This is a genomic window from Paenibacillus salivarius (assembly GCF_051307165.1).
GTDB lineage: Bacteria > Bacillota > Bacilli > Paenibacillales > Paenibacillaceae > Fontibacillus.
The window spans coordinates 491,113-509,696 of sequence record NZ_CP195592.1 but is presented as its reverse complement, the minus strand read 5'-3'; the positions used below and the strand labels follow the sequence as shown (position 1 = coordinate 509,696).

Here is an 18,584-nt window from a genome sequence, read left to right as displayed (position 1 = left end):
AAGACCTCCGCTTTCGCTCAATATGATACACGCATTATACCGCTTTCATTGATGGTCTATCATATGAATTTCGCCTTCACTTCTTTCCTGGCACTATCGCAGCCAACGGTCAAAAAATTGCCGATACCCTTCTTTCATGATGCTGCTCGAAAACTTAGAAAACGCGTATTCCCGGTTATCCATGGACACTTTTTGCGGGGACGCCGCTGCCATGTTGACCAGTTCGAACCAGTTCTTTTCATTGCCCGCAAAAGCATGGCGCGAGCTGATATGGTCGTAACAAGGGTGCTCGGGCTTGACGACGATTTTCCCCATGGCCAAAGCCTCGGTCAACGGCATCGCGAACGTATCGAATTTGGAACAGCTCCAGTAGACTTTGGCCGAATTCATCAGTTGGAAGATTTCATCTTGGGACAGCGCGAACCGAAGCTGAATGTTGGACGGAATGTCGTACTTTTTCATGCTCTCCTTGTAGCGGAGACCGCCGAACACCATAAACACTTCCTTGTCCGGATTCCGGCGGGCGTATTCCAGCACGAGGTCCGGACGGCGGTTCTCCTCATCCCGGCCGATCCAGAGAATGCGGTTATCCACGACTTCATCCGGATTAAAGTGCTTGTTCGCCAATTCCTCGCTGAATCCGATCGGGATCACGTCGACCTGTTTGACGCCGAACACCCGGTCCATTTCCCGCTTCAAAAATTCCGTCTGCACGACAGCCTTGTCCACAATGGAGTAAAACGGCTTCATCATTTCATACCCCGTCAAAGCGGGGTCGGGAAAGCTATGCGGGAACAACACGCTTTTCGGTAGGAACATATTGAGAAAAGTGAATCCCGACACGGTGTAAATGACATGCTCGATTCCGTTCGCATAGATCTGATCCAGCACGATGTCGTAGTTGACCAGGTCCCCTTTTTCATGCTCATATCCCGGAATCCAATCATGTCCGCTTACATGACGTTCCGGGGAGATAAAGACGATTTCCACGCCGAGCTCTCGGGCTACACTGCGCAGCCTTTCCGCAAAGACGCGAGGTCCTTGAGATTCGGCAAACTGAATTTTTCGCATCACCAAACCGACTTTTTGCATGGCACATTCTGCCCTTCTTTGTTTTTAATTTAAAATTGAATTGGTTTTAGCGTACAAAAGAAAGGAAAAGCTTGTCAAATCGGTCCCAATAAAAAGCACTCCCTGCGAGAGGGAGTGCTTGATGGCGAAGGGCTCGCCGCTCATGAAAGCTGGGTCCTATTTATTGACGTCTACTTTAAACGGTTTGGACAAGCCGAATACCTTGGCGTTTTTCATGTTCGGAACCGACAAAATATAGACTTCATATTCGGCCTTCGCGTCCAAGGCTCTCCCGTCGATATCCGTGTTAATCGCTTTTTCGGCATCCGTCGTTTTATGCTCGTTATACAGCTTCACGGCCGTTTCCAAATCGACTTTTGCGCCCGCAGGCACGGCGAAGACTTCGTAATCGGCAATATATTCGCTTTTATCCGGTTGGGTAAACTTTACGAAAATCCCGGAATCGTCCAGAGCGATGTTCGCCAACGTCACCGCAGGCACCGATATGCTGTCCGCCGGGTTCGGTTTGATTTTAACCTGGTCGCTGGCACCCGAAAGGACATTCGCCGCCCCCGATTTGGCCACCGTCAGGACAAATACCTGATATGTCGCGTTGGTCGTGATCGCGTTCCCGTAGGCGTCATTCGGGCTTTGAACGGACAGCTTCACCGTTCTGGACCCTCCTGTCTCCACCGGGGTAAAGTTTTCGCGAATCGTGACTCTGTTCGCCTGGTTTACACCAAAACCGTCGGCTTTGTCGGAAGGGACGACCAGAATCCGGTACTCTGCAATATTGTCTTGATTGGCCGGCTTCGTGAAGCTCACCTTGATGTCTTCGGCGGAACCGGTGTTGCCTTCAGCAGTCACCGCAAGGCCGCTTACGGCCGCAACCGCGCTGCTGTCCGTCAGTCTGATTTCGGCGGATGCCTTGGAGATGGCGTTGCTGCCGCCATAATTGCTGTTCGCGACGGAGAGCACGAACACTTTATATTTCACGTCGTTCCGGATCGGGTCGCCGTCCACATCTCTGGCTCCGTTAGGCAGGACCTGGCTCAGCGTGTTTCCGGCTTTGTTCACCTTGGCAAAATAGTCGCTTCTATCCGCTTTTGACAAATTGAAGCTTCCCGCATTTTCCGATTTGACGACGAAAATCCGGTAATGGTTGATGTTCGTTTCATCGGAGGCCCGGTTGAAGGTCACCTGCAGGTCACTGCCGTTGCCGTTATCATTCACATCCTTGACCACCAGCCCCGACACTTCTCCGACACTATAGTTGTTCGTGAGCGTCAGCGCCGACGATTGCGAAGTCAGCTTATACTCGCCCGAATAAGCGCCTTTGCCCACCGTTAGTACGAATGCGCGGTAGCTGACTCCGTTTTGAATCAGATCTCCATCCGTATCCCTAGCATCCGAGGACAGTACATTATTGAAATTGCTTCCCGTATTCGCTCTCGTGTAGTTCGTCCAGTGAACCCCTTCCGCTTTAGACACTGTAAAGCTTCCGGCCTTGGAGGATTTCACGATCATAATCCGATACTCGCTAATGTTCGATTCATCGGATGCCCGCGTATAGGATACCTGCAAGTCGCGGCCGTCCCCATTGTCATTCACGTCGCTGATTTTCAAATTCGTAACAAGGCCCACGCCGTAATTGTTAAGCAACGTGATCGATGAAGAAGCGGAGGAAAGCGCGTTGCTTCCGGCATTGCTGCCGCTGCCTACCGCCATGACGAAGACGCGGTAGGTAACTCCGTTACGAATCAGGTCGCCGTCGACGTCCCTAGAACTGGAGAATAGAGGCTCGGCTTTGTTATATCCATCCTTCTTGATTTCGGTATAGTTTGCGCTAGATACCGCATTCGCCTTTGCCAGATTAAAGCTTGAGGCGTCGCCTGACTTGACTACAAAGACGCGGTATCCGGAAATTCTCGACTCCGTCGAGGATTTGGTGAAGCTGACCTTCAAATCCCGGCCGTCTCCGTGATCAAGGATATCGTCTACCCGAGTAATGACAGGAGCTGCGACAGGTGCCTCTCCAAGCACAAGAGACGAGGACGCCGACGATAATTTATTCGATGCCGTCGTCGCATTGTTGCTCACCGACAGGACGAACGCAGTGTAGGATACGTTGTTTCTGATCAGATCTCCCGCCGTATCCCGGGAAGAGGAGCTTAACGTTCCTGTCAGCGTGCTGCCGCTTCCGGATTTGTTCACATTCGTATAGTACTGGTTATCGTTTGCCGCAGAAAGATTAAAGCTCCCCGCATCTTTGGTTTTCACGATGAACACGCGATAGTTCGAAATATTCCCTTCATTTTGCGCACGGGTGAAACTTACGCTCAGGTCGCGTCCATCCCCGTAATCGCTGATGTCCGTCGCCTTCACATTGGTAGCCGCGGCTACGGAAGCGCCGGGATCCAGCGTAATTTGCGAGGACGGGTTGGATAAGGAGCTACCGACATTGCCCTTGCCGACCGCAAGCACAAATCCTACATACGGTTGGTTGGTCTTGATAGCCGCTCCGTCCACATCCCGCGAACCGGACGAAAGCCTGATCGAAGGATCGGTGCCGTTCGGACTTACCGTCGTGTAATTGGCGGAAGTCACTTTGGCCGCGGTTGCCAGATTAAAGCCCGAGGCGTTTGCCGCTTTCACGATCAAAATCCGGTAATGGTCTACCAGCGATTCCGTCGAAGATCTGGAGAAACTGACCTCCAAATCCCGGCCGTCCCCGTTATTGGCGACGTCCCGCAGAGTCACATAGGATACCGGGCTCAACGTGTCCGGTTCCGCGTTTTTGCCGGAGGTGATCGTTACGATTTGGGTTCTGGAGTTCCAGCCCACCTCCTGTCCGAGCGCTTCGCTGACGAAACGCACCGGGATCATCGTTCTTCCCTTGATCGATTGGGCAGGAACGTCAAGCCCTATAGATACATTGTTGATCTTTGCCGTTTTCGCTTTCAGCGTCAAGACGATCGTCGTGCCGTCCTTGCTCGCCGTCACGGTCTTTGTCGATTGGTTCCAGTTGACCGAGGCGCCCAGCGCTTCAAAAATCGCCCGAAGCGGCAGCATCACGCGACCCTGCACCATCACCGGCGCTTGGTCCGTTGCCAATTTCGCTCCATCGATATAAACGCTGATTGCAGGCGCCGCTTGCGCCGAGGTTTGTAGTACCAAGGGTACTGCCAGAATGACCGCTAAAAGTGCTGTCCATATTTTTCTCACTCGTTCATCTCCCTTCCAGATTTTACACTCCATTCATCTTGCACGACTATATGACGCATCAGAACAGGAAAAGTTGCTACAATTTGGATCGAGGTCAAAAAAAAGGGGCGGCCCGGGAACCATGAAGCCATGATTCGCGGAACGCCCACTATTCGTAATCCTAAGTTTAATGCCGCTTCGGCAACAGTTTTACGTACTCGTCCGACAGCTTCATCAGCTGCAGGATATAATCGTAATCGGCACGATACGAGCTGATATCGGCTACCGGTTCCAGCGTTTTCAACGACACGGCCTTGCCGTCGTCGAAGCCTTGGCCCGGAACAAACATGACCTCATTGTTAAAAAAGGACCCTGTCGGCAGGTAGTATCGCATTCCCACCACATTCCGGTCGATATTCAGCAAATCCTGCCCCATCGCGGTGAACCGCTCATCCGCCAGCGACACGCCGAGCAAATTGGCTAACGTCGGCAGGATGTCGACCTGCCCTCCCGTGACATCGGAGACGATGCCCGGATTTTGTCCCGGAATATGGACGATAAACGGAATGTTAAAACGGCTGATCCGGTCGTCATACGGGATGCCAAGCTTTTCGCGGAATTCGTCCGCGCTCGTCTCGCTCGGCTGAATGCCGAAGTGATCGCCGTAAATGGCCAGCATCGTATTTTCCCACATTCCGTCCGCCTTCAACTGCTCGATCAGTTTTCCGATCGCATAGTCGGTGTAATTCACGGCCGTCAAGTAATTGCCGAGATTGGTACCCTTCAGCGCTTCCGGCAGCTGGATTTTCACCTTGTCCTCCGGAACGACGAACGGCGAATGACTCGATGTCGTTACAAACTGAGCGTAAAAAGGCTTGCCTTGATTGTGCAATTCGGTCATCTTTTCGACGCCGACCCGGTACATTTCCTCATCCGAAGCCCCGAAGTCGTTAAAATGATCGTTGTTGAAATATGGCTTGTCGTAATATTTATCAAAATTCAAAGCCGGATAAAGTTTATTGCGGTCCCAGAACGTCACTTTATTGATATGGAACGTGTTCGCCACGTATCCATGGCCTTGCAGCAGTCTCGGCAGACTAGGCAATTCCCGGCTTCCGAAGCCCTTGGACATCGCCTCGGTCGCCGTCGGATAGATCGAGGTGTTGGACATGAATTCCGCGTCCGACGTGTTGCCGGTCCCGATTTGCTGGAACACATGCGGGAAGTAAATCCCTTCCTCCGCAAGGCCGTTCAACACCGGCGTAACTTCCTGTCCCCCCACGTTCAGATGAATCGGGAAGTTCTGGAACGATTCCAGTTGGATCACAATCAGGTTCATGCCTTTGGCGGCTCCGAAATAAGCCGGACTTCCGTTAGCAGTTGAGGTACCTTTGTTATCGCGATATGGATATCCGGATTGCAGACTTTGGATTTTGGCGATCGTTTCCTTAATGTCGCCCTCCGCGATCATCCGTTCCTCCTCATGGTTGCGAAGCGCGGCATCCGCCTGGAAGTTCAGGAAACCGACGCTTTCCGCACGGACAAGCTCGTTGTCGATTTTTTTGCCGGATCGCACATATAACGCCGAAACTCCTAGGCAAAGGACAAGGGCGCAGGCGATTCCAACCGTCCAGCCCCGGCCGGCACGAGCCGATCTTCCGTAGTCGGTGCGGAAGCTGAGCGACCGTCTCCGGCGCTGCTTGCGGATTCCTTTGACGATGGCGTAAACCGCGAGTACCGCGAAATCCGCAAAGAATAAGAACTGTTCCGGACGAATCAGCGCATGGACGCTGGCCCGGACCTGCGGCACCTGATTCAGCTCGCTCAGCACCGCATAGGTCGGCACCGTGCCGAAATGCGCAAAATACAGGGTCGCCGCGAACAGCATGAAGGAATATACGCCATTGAAGCACCAGTAGACGACGCCTTTCTTTTTCACAGGAAAAATCAGGTCCACCAGGCACAGCAACGCCAGCATGGACAACGCCTCGGCCGGCAGGCCCTTTAATGGAACTCCCTCGTAAAAGAAATGGCGCATCAGCCCGATTTTCAGCAGCAGCAAAATAAACGTAAGTGTAAACTTCCCCTGACGGGACGAGAAAAAATGCCTCATGATTTGTTCAACTCTTTCTATGAATAGCTTCATTTCGAAAAAATAGTCTATTTAAGGATACTCCGTTTGGCGGGTTCAGACAAGGAATGCGCTCATTCTAGATCGCTGATCCGACGAAAAAAAGAGACCAGAATTGGGGATGTTATCCGTCAGGTCTCTAATTTTGAAGCTTTTTATGCTAGGTTGTTGTCGGGGTGGAAAAGGATAAACCGTGCTTATTGGAAACCTTTAGGAAAGCATCGGGGATTGTAGAAGTTGGAAGATTCGCCGAATCTGCGAGTAAGACCTCAATGGGCAGCTCATCCTCTGTTTCGATTTCCGATATCGATCCAAAGCGATTCCATCGGCATCGCCATATGAGGAAACATCGTTTCTCTGACCATGATTCTTCTGGACTGATCGCGGTCAAATTCTTGGATGTCGTTTATGCTTTCAAGGTAAAAGTAGACCTTGTCATGTTCATTCGCCAAGCTTCCGATTAACTCGGCAATAATACCGGTCATTGCGTTTCGGTCTATAGATTCATGGTTTGTGCAGTATAAATAATAATTCAAAGCTGCGCCTCGTTTCATTTCAGGGATTCAAATTCTGCTCTCATTCCTGGTGGAACGCGATCTAATCCTTCGTATAGGGTAAATGTGTTTTGGGCTGTGTCTATAAATATAAAATACTTTACCCCGATAAGATAAGCTGCTTGTTTTTTCTTCTTATACGCTTTAATTGTATCAATAACACTAGATGAGGGGGCCTTCCTAAAATCATACAAAATCATTAAATTCGTAGACCCTGCTCTTTGAAGCTGTAATGCTCCATCACCGAAAGATACCACGGTATCTCTACCCGACGGGTATTTTTCGTGTGTGCACCCCGAAACAATTAATATGATGACAAGGTATATAACTAGTTTTTTTGTCGTAATAATCCCTTCCTTTGAAAAAAAAATCTATGGTTTTTTCAAAACTAAAAACATCGATCATTTTGGGATTTTTTATTTACTAGTATAACTCTGTAAAATTGATTATCAGATATTACAGAAACTACAGTATGTTGCCCTGCTTTAGTATCAAATGAAGCGTAGTAAGTTCCATCTTTAAAACTGTTTCTTTTCATGTATTGTTCAGCTTCTATTTTAAACGCTTGCTTCCCCCACGGAGTGCCGTTAAATAAAAAATATGTTGAAGCTCCCCCCCAAATCATTAACAACACTACAACGACTACTAATATTCGCTTTAGTATTTTTATAGTATACTTCTCCCCAATCTTAAGTTATCTAACCCTTACAAAAAATTAAGTCGAAAATCCCATGATAATTACTTAGATCTTAAAGATAAATCTCCTCCAAGGTCATGTTGAAGTTTTAGCAGTATTTTGCTGAAGGTCTGGTAATTATAGAAAACAAGATCGCCCAATGGACGATCTGTCACCTGCCTTCATCGTTCACACTCAAAGTTAATGACTTCATCATCTCTGTAGAATCTTCTCTAATTATCCTCTAATTCATTGTTGCCAATAGACACCTCAAATTTTTCCCCAGAATCTGAATATACAGTGGAATGGTATTTCATATCTACAACACTGTAACGTACCTCTTGACTAGTAATCTTGATGTTAGGATATTTGTTCTAGGTATTCTTCAACCTGCAAGCTAAACTTTTCTTTTCCCCAAGGTGTACCATTCACTCCAAAATAAATGATGACTGCAATAACACAAACTCCAATCATTGATAAGAAAGTAATTACCCATCTCATCTCTTTTTTGAGGCATCTATCATCACCTTAAATTTCAGTTGGCTTCATCCAAAAGAATATTTAGCCTATAAAAAATATTATTAGCACTGCTCACCCTCCAGGTTGGTGACAAAAGCTTCGTAATAGCAATCGGTATCGAAGATGAGACTCGTTTGTCAGTTTTCAACTACTTCGTCACTGGATAGGGGTAAAAGAAAAACCTTGAAGGTTGTCGCCCCCAAGGTCCACAAGTTAATTATATTTGTTATAATCCACTTTTAAGGCAACTTCTTTCGCCTCATTTATCATACCTTCCTCTAAATATTGAAGGATGCTACTTACTTCTTCCTCCCAATCAGGACCGTAGAATGATAAGTAATTAACAAATTCCCTAATACTTTCAGTAATCTTGTATTCTGAGAAGATTAATTTTTGGTATACCTTAAACATTACCTCAATGGGCATTGAATACGAATCCTTGTCTTTTTCTATAATAAAGACTAATTCCGTTACATCCGAATCGTTTTCCGCAATCTTATCTTTAAGTAACCTCACTGCATTTTCAAAATTTTCATTCAATATCATTTGTTCTTCCAATGAGAAACTTGACCAGTTAATATCTCGTAGCTTCCAAATTTCTTTCGAAAGTTCAATAGCATTCATCAACTTTTTCCACCTCATTTTGGTATAAAATATGTTGATACGGAGATTGAACCATCGTCCAAACGCATAGCATTATAACCCAGTTTTTGCCCGTTTACCTCAATAATGTAATCGACCCTTCCTGTTTTTGGTGTTGCAAATTTAAAGCCTGCATTGATCTTTGAGTTAATGTCTCCAAGGATTGCATTTTCGATTTGATTCATACTACCAATCCCTTTAACACTTCCTGTACTATGCGCACGATTATAGCCATGCCCTGAGTTCACATTAACTGTTGTTCCATTTACATCATATGTTCTTCGTAAGTGAGTTCCCTCACCAGTAACTTTTGAAGCCGTGTAACAGTTCGTATTATGCACCCAAATCCCAATATCCGTCACATAATACGTGTGGTAATCCGCAACCGTAAAGTTGTAAACCGTTACTGGCTCATCCAGTTTAACAAACTCTACCTTATCAATCGTGAGGTTGCTTCCGTCAGCCTTTTGGAGTTTGTCGCCCACCTGAATTTCATCTGCGAAGACCCACCCTTTGCCTTCGACCCAAAACGGATGGTTGTCGGTCGTCTCGATAACCTGCTCCCCAACATGCAATTTAATAATATCATCACGTTGGTTGCGATATAAAGCCGTTACTTCCTTGTAAGCCAATTCCCCATCAGGGTTATTCTCATCTTTGGCGAGAACCATATCTCCGACTTCAATGTCTTCGATATTCTTCTCCCCTTCGTCTGTGAGAACTTTTGTGCCAGCGGTGAAGCAGTTGCATCCGCCCTTCCCATTTTTAGTCTTGCTCCTCAAAGATGTCCCTCCAGGAATGGCCATGTTTCCAGAAGGATTAGGGCTACCTAATGGTGGATTAGCTATTATTAATTCAAAGTAATACTCGGCATTTTTTTTACTATTCCAGTTAAATGGTATTTGTTCAGACTTTGATACTTTTATCTGTTTATCCTTGCTCTTATCGTAATACCCTATCATTATCCCATTTTCCACGATAGGCATTCCATCATAAATTACGTAATCGGGGACATATCTGCTCTCGTTATTAGCATTACTACATTCACCCATATGACCATACTTTCCATCTGCAGAAACACAATAATTTCCACTTGGATCAATATAGCTCAGCGGATTATTCAGCACATACGCATACAAATTCAAACTCTGCGGATTGTTAATCTCACCCTCATACGTATCCTGACTCACAAACCTTCCGATCCCCGAGTCAAAATACCTCGCCCTTGCATACGAGAGGCCACTCGCGGAGTCATACCCGAGTCCCGTGTACCCGAACAGGTTATCCGGTCCCGGGTAGTTCAAGTCGAACTTCTCCGGTTGTTCCGGCGTGCCGAACTCGTCGTAATGGTAGCGGAGCGCGACTTCGCTGTCCTGGTTCAACAAGGCGAGCGGGCTGCCCAGCATGTCGTTCAGGTAGTACAAGGTTTCCGGCGATGTGTTCGGTGCGGCTCCGCTGGCGCCTGGAGTTGATTCCCAGTCGGTGCTGCTGTCTGCGCTCGGCAGGTAGCTCATGCTAAGCCGTTCCCCGGCTGCTCCATAGACGTAAGACTGCACCCATTTCGTGCCGCTGGCATCTGTCGCGTACAAAGGTTCCGGCAATGGACTTGTGATGTCATAGGTAAAATAGATTTCGCTTTGCTGCTTCTTGTACTGCGGCTCCCAGCCGTCGATCGATCCTGCCGGATGGCCGGACGGGTAACGGTTTTGCTGATTGCCGGTTCCTACGGTTACGCCCATGTAAATCCGGTTGTTATCCCCGTCATACCGGTATTCCGTTTGGTCACCTGCCGGGTTGATGTGACTGGTCAGTCGATTTGCCGCATCCCACGTGTATGTCTCCAATACGCCAGGTCCTGCAAAGGCTGCAAGCATAAGCGGGTCAAAAGCGTCCGGTCCGTAAACCTGATCGGTCACGCCTACCTGACTTGGATCCACTTGTGTCGGATCAATCTGCGACGGATCGATTGGATTCGGATTCGCCAAGCTCGTCCCATTGGAGTTCAAATCAACCGGGTTCGCCCCGCTTCCCGCGAACGGATCCGCAAACGCATCCGCCAATGGATTTACCGTATCCAATACATCCGGCGTTCCCGTCAGATTCGGGAGCAACGGATTCATATTGCCATAAACATCCTGCGACACGTTCAGGGAGGTGATGCGCATCATTGCCGCGGCGCTGTCGACGCCCGCTACCTGAAGCAGGTTGCCTCGCAAGTCGTACGTGTAGTCTTTGTAGTCGGCTCCCTTTTCCCAACGGATCAGTTTGTTCGCTTGGTCGTACGTGTAATTCTCTACTTCCGGCACGCCCTGAACAGTTTGCGTCTTCTGCAGACGGTTGCCTGCCGCATCATACGTGTAAGATACGGTCGAACCGTTCATGTTCTGGACTTCGATCAGACGGTTCAATGCATCGTACGTATAATCTTCGATGTCCGCCGGCTTCGTCGTATCTTGCGGCCGGTCCTCATCCTTGCCTTGTTCCTGCCGTTCTTTGTGCGTGATATTGCCGACAGGGTCATATACATATTTCAACTGCTCCAGCAGTTGTCCTCCAGCATTTCGGTGTTCAATGCCGACGAGTTGACCCAGAGCATCATATTGATAGCTGCTCGTCTCCCCGCCCTGCAAGGTCCGGCTGGTGACTTGTCCGTTTAAGTTATAGGCATAGCTGGTCTTCTGGCCTTGACCGTCCGTCACCTGGCTGATTTGGCCGGCCTTGTCATAATCGTAAATAACGGAAGTATTGTCCGGGTAAATGATCCGGCTGCGCTGACCTGTTGTCGTCCACTCGTAGCGGACGTTTTGGCCGCGAGGATCGATCATCTCCGTCAAACGCCCCAGCGCGTCATAGTTATAGCGCGTTTGTCCTGTGGCGTCGTCCATCGTCAAACGGCGATCTGCCAGGTCATAGCCGTATTTGACCTTCTGACCGTCTCCATACACAATTTCGGTTAACCGATTCCGCTGATCATATGCGTACTGTGTCGTCGTATTGTCAGGCGCGGCCATCGACTTCAAGTTTCCGTTTCCGTCATACGCCATGGACGTAATTTCCTGCAACGTATTGACCGTGCTTTCCACCAATCCCCGTCCATTGTAACTGTAGCTTGTAACTGCACCTAGCGGGTTCTTTTTCGTCAACAGGTTGCCCAGCGCATCATAAGTGTAAGACGACGCGTTGCCCGCCGCATCAATGACTTCGGTCAGTTGCCCCAAGGCATCGTAGCTGAACTTCGTCGTTTGTCCTTTGGCATCCGCCAACTCAGCCACCTGTCCAAGCGCATTGTAGGTATATTTTGTTTCATGCCCCAGCGCATCGCGAATCAAGGTCGTACGGCCAAGCGCGTCATACTCATACTCCGTCGCGTTGCCTTCGGCATCCGTGAACGAGGTCAACCGTCCGCGGCCATCCCTCGCCAGGGAGGTTTCCCGGGCCAACGGATCGACCGTGCCGCTTGCAAATCCGCGATCATCATATTTATTCGTCCACACGTTTCCGTCCGGCAGCGTGGTCTCCACCAAATTACCGGAGCCGTCGTATGCATATTTGGTGACGTATCCCAACGCATCCGTCTTCTCGATCATCCGGCCGGCCGCGTCATATCCGTACCATGTGCTGTTGCCGAGCGCATCGGTCTCTTTGGTGAGCCGCCCTTCCGCATCGTATTTATACTGCATAACTGTTCCAAGCTCATCTTTTACCGTTAAAAGTTGGCCCAGGTGGTTATACGTATACTCCGTTTTGTTTCCTTCGGCGTCCGTCACGGAAGCCACATTGCCGTTGCCGTCATACGTGTAGGCCGTGCTGTTGCCGTCGGCATCCACCATTTTGACGATCCGGCCCATGCCGTCGTATTCGTAACGATTGACCCCGCCGTTGCCGTCGCTCTCCTCCACGATGTTACCTGCAACGTCATACACTGTTTCGCTAAGGTGACCGAGCGGATCCGTCACCGACGCCATGCGGTATACATCGTAGCTATAAGACGTTGTCGATCCGGCTTCATCCTTGAAAGTAAAAAGATTGCCGTTGTCATCGTACGTCCATTCCGCCGTTTGCTGCAGGGCATCCTTACCGGACGTGACCCGGTCCTTGGCGTCATAAGCCACTTCCTCGATGACCCCTTCGCTATCCCGAGTCGTGGTGACCCGATGCAGCGCATCCCGATCCATTTCCGTCACATAACCGGTCGGATCCGTCACCGAGGCCACAAACCCGGCCGCATCAAGCGTGTACTGCGTCGTTTTCCCGCGCGCATCCGTGACTTGTGTCGGCACGCCGCGGCTGTCTCTTGCGATCTCCACGCGGTTGCCAAGCGCATCCTCTTGAGCGGTTAAATTGCCTGCCGCATCATAGGCATATACCGTAGTCTTGCCGAGCGAATTCACGACCTCCACCGGAAGGTTCAGGTCATTATACCGGATGACCGTCGATTGCCGGTTTCCGTCGGTTACCAGCACCTTGTTGCCCCGGGCGTCATAGCTTGCCGTGGTTTTGTAGCCGTTACCGTCGGTCACGGCCGCCAGGCGATGGCCCGCGTCATAATCATACTGCCAGTCGGAACCGTCCGGCAGCTGCAAATCGGAAAGCAAAAACCGGCTTCCCCATACATACGTCGTCGCATGTCCGAGCGCATCCGTGCGCTTCGTTTCGCTGACCGACAAAAGGGTTGCGGAAATGCCGGCAGGTGGTGTAGCCCCGCCTGTACTTCCGGCTGCGGCAACCGAATTGCCCGTTCCAGACCCGCTCGCCGCAAGCGTTTCGGGATAGGTCAGGATCGTCTTGCCGCTACCGACGCCGACGCGAACCTTCGGCGTCTGATTCGGTACCATATCGCCGCCGATGGCAAAAACGCCGCCCGCAACCACGGACATTTGATTGTTGACATGGACATTGTCGCGGACGAACAAATCGCCGCCCGTGATGGTCAAGTCCGCAATTTGGTTATTGGAGACGATCCCGCCCAGAGTCATCTCCTTGGCGATGTTCATGATGACCTTCGTGTTGATCGACAAGTCGCCCCGCACGATTACGTTTTGCGCGTCGACCGTCAACTGGCCGCTGTTATACGTCAAAACTCCCGCATAAAGCGTGTCGTCGACTTTTACCGCCGAATCATTGTTGAGATGAATCGTGCCGTTCGCCCAGATGTTTCCGTAGGCACCGCCTACTTTATAAGCATTCAGCTTCAACTTCGTATTGGCATTCAGCCCTTGCTTCAAAATCAGCGTCCCGTGAATGGTGACCGTGATATCTTTATTCGTGTTGATTCCATCCGCGATCAAAATCACCGGCTTGCTCGAGCTGCCGAGGGTCACGCTTTCCTCCACATTCAGCTGCCCTGCCCGGACGATGACCGGACCGCTGCCGCTGCTTGCGGATATTTTCTTTTTCACAGCTTCCATATCCCCTGCGGTACCCGAGCCCGCCGCCGCTTCAAACTCGTCAGCTTTCTTTTGAATCCCTGCCGTCAAGCCGTCCAGGTAATTCGTGATGACCGGCTTCAATCCCGGGACGATTTTGTAAGGAGGGGCATTTCGCAAATTGTGCATCGTTCCCGACAAAATCACGACATCCGATTCCGGCATGTCCCGCCCGTTATTCGGGTTAATCGACACCGGACCGGTCGGCAGCTCCGGATCCTCTTCCTCGCGCACAACCGGGGCTACTTCCCCGCTATATTCCGCCGTCTCCGTCGATCCGTAAAAATCGGTAAAGCCCGTCACCCGCTGATGTTGATCGTAGGTTACGCTCATGACCGCCGTTTGGGCCGGATCGGTTACCGACACCACATGGTGGTTGCCGTCATAGCCGAACTTCGTCACGGAACCGTCGACATCGGTAAAGGAAACCATATCCCCGTTGCCGTCATATCCGTATTCCAGCTTCCGGCTCGTATGATCGGTGACCGATACCAGCTGGCCGCTTCCGTTATAACTTAGTGCCAATGAAGCTCCGTCCGTTGCCACGCTTTGCAAAAGCTCGTTTTGATACGTCAAACCGATCTCATTACCGTTCAAATCGCGAATCGAAGTCAGCAGGCCGTTGCCGTCGAACTGATAGCTCATGCCTTGCGGCGTTTTGAGCACATGCCCGCTTCCGTTTTGCTCCAAAATCCAGTCCGTTCCTACCGGGGTCAGGTACTTGCCGCCCGCCAACGGAACAAATTCAAAGCGCGCTCCGTCCGGCTGCATCAGCTCCTGTTTCCCGTCGATCGGCGTGAGACGCCATTCGTAGGAATGGTGCCATCCCAGCCCATTTACACCGGTGTAAGGATCGCGGCTCAAATAGGACAAGCCGAAGCCCAGCGGCATGAGCGCCTGCAATTCAAGCACATCGGTGGAATAGGCAAAATCTCCCCGCGCGGGCTCCACCATTCCGCTCCAGGACGGATTGACGATGCGCAGCCGTTTTTTGATCGCCTCGGCCGTAAACTGCGCCAAATCCGCTTGGGTCAGTTGTCCGGCGGTTTGCGGTTGAATCAGCAATACGGACGATCCGGATACATTGTCGTTCTCGCTTACCGTCCCGAGGCCGTTCCAGGCCGCAATCTCCTGTACCTTCGCATGGACGGACGCCGTGGAATCCGCCTTGTAATAATAACCGGCCAGCGCCCGCCAGGTGACCGGGAAGCCCGGTACGGCGTAGCGAAGCACTTCCTTGATCTCGGAATAGCTGGAATCCAGACCGTCCCGATGGCTTCGGGTAGCAATCTGGAACAATTGTCCGGCGGCAAGGTTCAACGACTTGCTCCATTGTCCCTGTCCGTTTACCGAAATGCCGGTATGGCTGTCCACCAGGTTGCCGCTGGCGTTGCGCACCTCCAGGCTGACCGTGGATCCGGCTTCGGAAGTCCCCTTGACCACGGTGGTTCCGGAAGCGCCCGCCTCCAGAACAATCGAAGCCGGCGGCTTCGGCTGCGTGCCGTTCACGATCTCGAAGCTGCCGATTTGACCGTAATACACGCCGATTCCGTTATAGTCGGCCGGCGAAACGGCGATATAATATTTGCCTTCCGGCAGGGGAACGCCCCCGATTTTTCCGTCCCATTCCACTTCGTGCACGATGTACTCGCCTTGGGCGTTCTTCGTGCGGTATTTGCCGCTCGCAATCAGTTGGCCCAGCTGCGGCGGCCCGCCGTTGGTGCCTGGCGTGCACAGATTGATTTTGACTTCATGCTCCGCCTGACCGTTATCCGCCGCGCTGAAGCTGAAGCTGATGACGGTCTTTTCGCCGAGATCCGTATTGATCTCGCTCGGCGAAATGCGCAGGTTGGTCGAAGCGCTCGCCGTTTGGATGTTCATGCCGGGAACGAACGGAACGGACGTCACCAGCAGGACAAGGACAAGCATGCTGATCAGAACGGCCTTTGGCCGAACGGATCGTAATTTATGAAAAAGACTCTTCATTAAATTCATCTACCTATATCTCTCCATTCAACAAAATCGTTAAATTTACAATTGCCCGATCTTCTCCAGCAGTCTGTAAATGACTACAGCCGCTTCCGCCCGGGTTGTCGTGGCGCGGGCGTTGATGAGATCGCCGCTGCCTTCCACGAGCTTCAACGACACGGCTTGCTCCACAAATGGCAAAGCCCATGCGCTAATCGCGTCGCGGTCTTTGAACCGGTCCACTCCGGAGCCTTGAGTCTGTCCTTCGCCAAGCTTCTCTTTGGCGGCGCGGACCAGCATCGCCATCATTTGTTCCCGGGTGAGCGCGTCCTCCGGCTTGAACAGCCCCTGGTCGCCTTCCACGATTCCCGCGGCGGCGGCGGCTTCCACCCATCCGTAGCTCCACTTCGCGGAAGCGACGTCCCGGAAGGTCGGCTGTGCGGGCGTGATCGGCGAGATGCCGAGTGCGCTTGCCAGCATTTTGCTGAATTGGGCGCGGGTCAAAGTGCCTTTTGGCTCAAATTGGTTAGCCCCCATTCCGTCCACGATGCCTCGGGAGGCCAATACTTCGACTTCTTTAACGGCCCAGTGACCGGAATTAACATCACCGAAGCTGATCTTCCGCAACAATACGGCATACGTGCCGGACGAACCGATCGAGGTACTGACATAACGGCCATTGGAGTCATCCGTAGCCCCGCCGACATAAGTCCAGTAACCAAGCGCCTCATTGTATTGATAAATGCCGAGCTTTTCGCGATGCTCCGTCCAATAGGCATCATCTCCGTAAGCCAGTGCGAGCTGCGCTTCTTTGCCGAATTCGGCGGCGGCCTGAATGCTCCATACCGCTCCGGCGGCTTCCAGCGTACGGCCCTTCTCGTCTTTCAACGCGTACCCTGCTTTGTCCATTTCGGAAACCGTCACTTCCGTCTCCTTGGCAAAAGTTCCGGAAACGACATCAAGTTTGACCCTGCCATCCGTGAGGCTGATCGTTCCGCCTTCGGCTCCGATGACAAATTTGACGGAGGTCAACGGGGTCTTAATTCCACTGCTCTCCGTTCCGGAAGAGGAACCGTTTGAACCCGGCGAAGATGAAGAGCCTCCGCCCGTAGCCGGGCCGGTGTTGTACTTGCTCAAATCGAGCGAACCCAGCGAACCGTCCGTCCCGATATACAGAAGCCGGTCGCCGTTAAAGCCTATGTATTTTTTGCCGGACCCGGTTTCACCCAGCGAGTACACCTTCGTGGATGCAAGATCTACCCCTTTGAGCACCGCCTGTCCGCCTTCGTTCACCAAAAAGACAGCCTGCGTGTCCCCCATCGACATAAAAGCGTATTCTTCGGTTTTGACGCTCATCTTCGTCAGATCCTGGGGATCGGATAACGGATTTCGAAGCGAAACCATCCCATATTTGCTTTCGAGGTTGCCGTTCTTTTGTTTGAAAAGCACATAATCGCCGTTCGTCACGAACCAATCGACGTAATTGCTTCCACCCAAACTGACCAGCGAACGGTTTACGCCGCTGCTCAGCTCAAGCACGCTAAGACCGCCATCGCGGGCGTTTTTGTAAACGACTTGCCCGTCGTTAAGCACCGGGTAGCGGCCTTCGCCAAGCGATGCTTCCGCCCCGGTCACGGGATCATGATAAATGATCCGGCCGTATTTCTGGTTGTCCGACCAGACCACGCCGCTTCCATCCACGGATGGATTGGAATACTCGCCGGATTTGTTGTTCAGCTTCCGCTCCACCCCGGTGGAAAGGTCATAGCTGTAAATATCCCAGTTGGCGGACGACGGGTCCTGATCCCCTTTATCCGCCCAGACGACGGTCGTTCCGCTGATATAAGGCACATCCTTGGCCGTATTTCGGGTTGTGAGCGCTTTTACGGCACCGGTTGCTTCGTCGCGGGAATAGATCTGCTGCTCCCCGTCCGCCGCCGTATTCAGCCAGACGACGGTTCCGCCGGAGACGCCGGAATCCGACTGGCTCATCGCTCCGGCCGTGAACGCGCTCCCATCCGCGGCATTAACAGAGACCGCCCCCGGCCCGCCGAAGCTTACCGCAAGGCATACGGCAGCCCATAGCAGGCATGCTCGCCTCCAGCTCCGCGGCCTTTTTCTCGATGTAAGTTCTTCCATTATTTTGCTATACCTCCATTCTTTATAAGACATAGTTCCTAATTCCTGTATCCCATGTCTTATTAATGTATATCGGAAGAACGGGTTTTAATTGGAAGATTCATCCTATTGAATAGTAAAAAGTACCCACTTATATATCCACAATCTTCCAGACTCTATCTTTTTCTCCAAATAAGCCCCAAACGACCTTATTTCGCTGCCATAGCTTTACTACAGAGAGATATAGGTCATAGGCAAACGAAAAGAGTACTCCG

8 protein-coding genes are annotated in these 18,584 nt (G+C 51.2%); all 8 read right to left on the bottom strand.

From position 1 onward, the window contains the following. Positions 1–93: 93 nt before the first annotated feature. A complete protein-coding gene (locus ACSFXJ_RS02315) occupies positions 94–1,092 on the bottom strand; it encodes a glycosyltransferase (RefSeq protein ID WP_435923619.1) in 999 nt (332 codons plus the stop codon). A 156-nt stretch (positions 1,093–1,248) separates the two neighbouring features. Then, on the bottom strand, positions 1,249–4,296 hold the full coding sequence (locus ACSFXJ_RS02310; RefSeq protein WP_435923618.1) for a stalk domain-containing protein: 3,048 nt from the start codon (positions 4,294–4,296) through the stop codon (positions 1,249–1,251). Positions 4,297–4,462: 166 nt separating this feature from the next. After that, the gene (locus tag ACSFXJ_RS02305) at positions 4,463–6,388 is read right to left on the bottom strand and encodes an LTA synthase family protein (protein ID WP_435923617.1); all 1,926 of its coding nucleotides are present in this window, start codon (positions 6,386–6,388) and stop codon (positions 4,463–4,465) included. A 299-nt stretch (positions 6,389–6,687) separates the two neighbouring features. After that, positions 6,688–6,942, bottom strand: a complete 255-nt coding sequence (locus ACSFXJ_RS02300) for a hypothetical protein (protein ID WP_435923616.1) — start codon at positions 6,940–6,942, stop codon at positions 6,688–6,690. A 14-nt stretch (positions 6,943–6,956) separates the two neighbouring features. Beyond that, positions 6,957–7,217, bottom strand: a complete 261-nt coding sequence (locus tag ACSFXJ_RS02295) for a hypothetical protein (RefSeq protein WP_435923615.1) — start codon at positions 7,215–7,217, stop codon at positions 6,957–6,959. Between the two features lie 1,151 nt (positions 7,218–8,368). Beyond that, entirely contained in the window at positions 8,369–8,779 is a 411-nt protein-coding gene (locus ACSFXJ_RS02290) for a hypothetical protein (protein ID WP_435923614.1), read from the bottom strand. 14 nt (positions 8,780–8,793) lie between these two features. Then, positions 8,794–16,218: a polymorphic toxin-type HINT domain-containing protein gene (locus ACSFXJ_RS02285; RefSeq protein ID WP_435923613.1), complete on the bottom strand. Its 7,425-nt coding sequence runs from the start codon at positions 16,216–16,218 to the stop codon at positions 8,794–8,796. 36 nt (positions 16,219–16,254) lie between these two features. Beyond that, entirely contained in the window at positions 16,255–18,330 is a 2,076-nt protein-coding gene (locus tag ACSFXJ_RS02280) for an S-layer homology domain-containing protein (protein ID WP_435923612.1), read from the bottom strand. Positions 18,331–18,584: the final 254 nt, after the last annotated feature.